Source organism: Enterobacter sp. 03-F-07-AD-ECC (genome assembly GCF_047530935.1).
In the GTDB taxonomy this organism is placed as follows: domain Bacteria; phylum Pseudomonadota; class Gammaproteobacteria; order Enterobacterales; family Enterobacteriaceae; genus Enterobacter; species Enterobacter cloacae.
The window spans coordinates 1-3,664 of record NZ_JBLKBZ010000056.1; the positions used below are offsets into that span (position 1 = coordinate 1).

2 protein-coding genes are annotated in these 3,664 nt (G+C 56.1%); one reads left to right on the forward strand and one right to left on the reverse strand.

Annotated elements, in window-relative coordinates; genetic code table 11:
- Nucleotides 1–33 precede the first annotated feature (33 nt).
- Entirely contained in the window at nucleotides 34–2,931 is a 2,898-nt protein-coding gene (locus ACMWKA_RS25505; RefSeq protein WP_001553819.1) for a Tn3-like element Tn5403 family transposase, read from the reverse strand.
- A gap of 94 nt (nucleotides 2,932–3,025) precedes the next feature.
- Between ACMWKA_RS25505 and ACMWKA_RS25510 the strand changes: the two genes are divergently transcribed.
- Nucleotides 3,026–3,631: a recombinase family protein gene (locus ACMWKA_RS25510; RefSeq protein ID WP_000509965.1), complete on the forward strand. Its 606-nt coding sequence runs from the start codon at nucleotides 3,026–3,028 to the stop codon at nucleotides 3,629–3,631.
- Nucleotides 3,632–3,664: the final 33 nt, after the last annotated feature.

Here is a 3,664-nt window from a genome sequence, read left to right on the forward strand (position 1 = left end):
GGGGTCGGTTCCGGCTGAGGGCGAAATGACACCCTAAGCTTTCGGTTCCTTGGGCCAAAGATATTCGCCAGTCAGTAGAATGTGCGCCCAGCCCAATGGGGATATGTGGGGAAGAAATTCAGGGGGAACATCCAACCCTTCGTTCCGCCGCTCCGTGACGGCATGACCAAGATGGACGGTATTCCAGTAAATGATCACCGCAGTCAATAAATTGAGCCCAGCGATTCGGTAGTGCTGCCCCTCTGTCGTGCGATCGCGAATTTCCCCCTGCCTCCCGATACGGAGCGCATTTTTGAGCGCATGGTGGGCCTCTCCCTTGTTAAGACCGATCTGAGCACGCCGCTGCATGTCCGTATCCAGGATCCACTCAATAATGAAAAGGGTCCGTTCAATACGACCAACTTCACGAAGCGCAACTGCAAGGTTGTTTTGTCGTGGGTAAGAAGCGAGCTTGCGCAGGAGTTGGCTGGGCCTGATTTTGCCAGCGGTCATCGTCGCGGCACAACGGAAAATATCAGGCCAGTTCGCAACGATAAGATCCTCCCGGGCTTTTCCACCTACCAACTTGCGTAACTCCCTGGGGGTCGTATCGGGATTAAATACGTACAACCGCTTCGATGGCAGATCCCTGATTCGCAGAACGAGATTGTAGCCGAGCAGGCTACTGGCTCCGAACAAATGGTCGGTGAATCCTGCTGTATCGGCATACTGTTCGCGAACATGGCGACCGACCTCGTTCATCAGTAGTCCATCGAGAATATACGGTGCCTCGCTCACGGTCGCCGGGATCGACTGACAAGCGAATGGCGCGAACTGGTCGCTTACGTGAGTATACGCTTTGAGGCCGGGAACAGAACCATATTTGGCATTGACCATGTTCATGGCTTCGCCATGCCGCGCTGTCGGGAAAAACTGACCATCGCTCGATGCTGACGTGCCCATCCCCCAGACGCGTGACATCGGCAGTTTACCCTGCGCGGCCACCACAATTGCCAATGCCTGGTTCATGGCTTCGCTTTCAACATGCCAGCGGGCAAGGCGTGAGAGCTGCCAGTAATCATGCGTGTTTGTAGCTTCCGCCATCTTACGCAGGCCCAGATTGAGCCCTTCAGCGAGCAGGACGTTGAGCAGACCGATCCGGTCGCGACATGGAGCCCCGGTTCTCAGATGGGTAAACGCATCTGTGAAACCAAGGGCTGCATCAACTTCAAGCAGCATGTCGGTAATCCGAACGGACGGCATTCGGCGATACAGATCCAGTATGAGTGCCTCGGCACCATCCGGCACGTCTGCTGTCAACCTGTCGATCCGCAACGTTCCATCTTCTATGCTACCGTGCGGAATAGTGCCGTTACGGGCAGCCCGGGCCAGCCGCTTAAGAGCGATCGTGAGTCGCGCCTTTCTGTCTGCCAGCCAATCCTGTGGGTTGGAAGGCACGGCCAGTTTTGCATTTTCCTGCGCCGCGATCATCGGCACCAGTACCTGCTTGAGGTCACCATAGCGGCGCGAATGAGCGAGCCAGACATCTCCGGAACGAAAAGCATCCCGGAGGTGAAAGAGTACCGCCACTTCCCAAAGACGGGTATCTCCTTTTTCCTGAGCTCGTAAATGACGGTTCCATTTGGAGCTGGGCCGCAGGAAACGCCTTTCTGGCGATGCAACACCTTTCATCTCTCCGATCGACAAAGCTGCTGCTACCAATGGTCCGGCGACCGGCGCGGCTTCGAGCTTCAGACAGCGCAACATGCGGGGCGCATAACGACGAAAGCGATGGTATCCCTGCCCGACATATGCAAGAGGCTCATCGGCTAGCGTGTTGCTGAGTTGAGTCCCTGTCGCTACCAGTTGAGCGAGCCGGTCCCATGCAACCGAACTGGCGACAGCCATCTCCAGCGGGGTTCCGTCACTGCGGGCCTCAAGCAACGAAGCTCCCAGCGCGGTGAAGGTACGGATCGTATCCGTGAGTGTGGCTTTAGAGCCGGAAATTGTTTCGTCATGCTGGCGCTTCGCTTCCCGCCAGGTTTTTCCTACGATCCTGTCATGGGTTTCGACTATGGCATCAGCAATCGCCGCTTCCCACTCCACAACACAGACGGCAAGGATCGCCCAGCGGCGGTCCGAAGTGATGTCACGCAAACCGTCGGTGAAGTAGCGTTCACCCTGCCGACGCAGCCGGGCAATGCGATGGGCAGGTATGCTGGCCAAAGCACTATGATTGATATTCAGGGTACGCAGAAATTCGAGCCTGTCGAGCAAACGGTTAGCAGCAGCCGAGTTGTTACCAACCTCGAAGTTGCGAAGCCAGATGAAACGACTGATATTGCCGGCGAGCATTTCACTCAGAAGTTTGTCCAGGTGATCGCGAACATCCGCTGTTAAATTTTCCGCAATCCGCGTTTCAATCCGCCGCTCAGCGGCGACCAGAGCATCCGCGCACAAGCGCTCGATTGTCGATACTGCGGGCAGAATGGTGGAAGTTTCCCGACACCGCACAATAAAACGATGAGCAAGATCCTCGTTTGATCTGGCATCTTCGGCCTGGCCGAAAGTCCACTCCCGCAGATCACGGGCACCACGGCCCGTGAAGGTCTTGTAGCCGTAAATTTCGCGCAGCGTGTCCATGTGCTGCTGACGGGTTTGGCGCCGTGTGGCATAAGTGAGAAGCGCATCAGCCGGAACTCCAAGCTGAGCACCGACGAAGGAAAGGACTTCACGCGGGATCATCTCACCAGGAGCCAGTGCACGGCCCGGATATCGTAAGGCACAAAGTTGCAGGGCAAAGCCAATCCTGTTTTCCGGTCTGCGGCGCTGCCTAATGTTTTCCAGGTCATCATCGCCCAGCGTGTAGAACTTCAGTAGCGACAGTTCGTCCGTGGGCAGATCGAACAGCGCTGCTCGCTGCCGTTCGGTGAAAATATGGCGTCGTGACATACAAATTCGTCCCTTTTGAAGTATAGTCTGTTTTGGACAACAGCCAGCCCATATAAATCAGGGCGTTCCGATACAAAAATCCAGGAGGGTTCAATTGGGACATCGTGCCGCCATTTACTGCCGGGTTTCAACAGCGGATCAGTCTTGTGAACGCCAGGAATTTGATCTGCGAGCCTTCGCCGGCTGTGCCGGCTACGACGTGGTGGGAATATTTAAGGAAACAGGTTCAGGAACTAAACTCGACCGGGCCGAGCGAAAGAAAGTCCTGGCGCTTGCCCAGTCCAGACAAATTGATGCAATCCTGGTCACTGAGCTTTCCCGGTGGGGGCGCTCGACGCTCGATCTGCTCAATACGCTACGTGAACTGGAGAACTGGAAGGTTTCCGTGATAGCCATGAATGGAATGGCGTTCGATCTTTCGTCGCCGTATGGACGAATGCTGGCGACGTTTCTTTCCGGCATTGCGGAGTTTGAGCGGGATCTCATCAGCGAGCGGGTCAAGTCAGGCCTTGCTGTTGCGAAGGCACGTGGTAAGAGGCTTGGTCGTCAGGCCGGAGTGCGACCAAAATCAGACCGACTTTTGCCTAAGGTGGTTGCGATGAGGGCCGAGGGACGCAGCTATCGCTGGATCGCACGCGAGCTCGGTATCAGCAAGAATACCGTCGCTGACATCGTGCAACGACACAGAGCTAACGCTTAGGGTGTCATTTCGCCCTCAGCCGGAACCGACCCC

Bases quoted from the DNA above. Each gene is read 5' to 3' on its own strand.
- ACMWKA_RS25505 (WP_001553819.1), bottom strand. From the start codon at position 2,931: ATGTCACGACGCCATATTTTCACCGAACGGCAGCGAGCAGCGCTGTTC.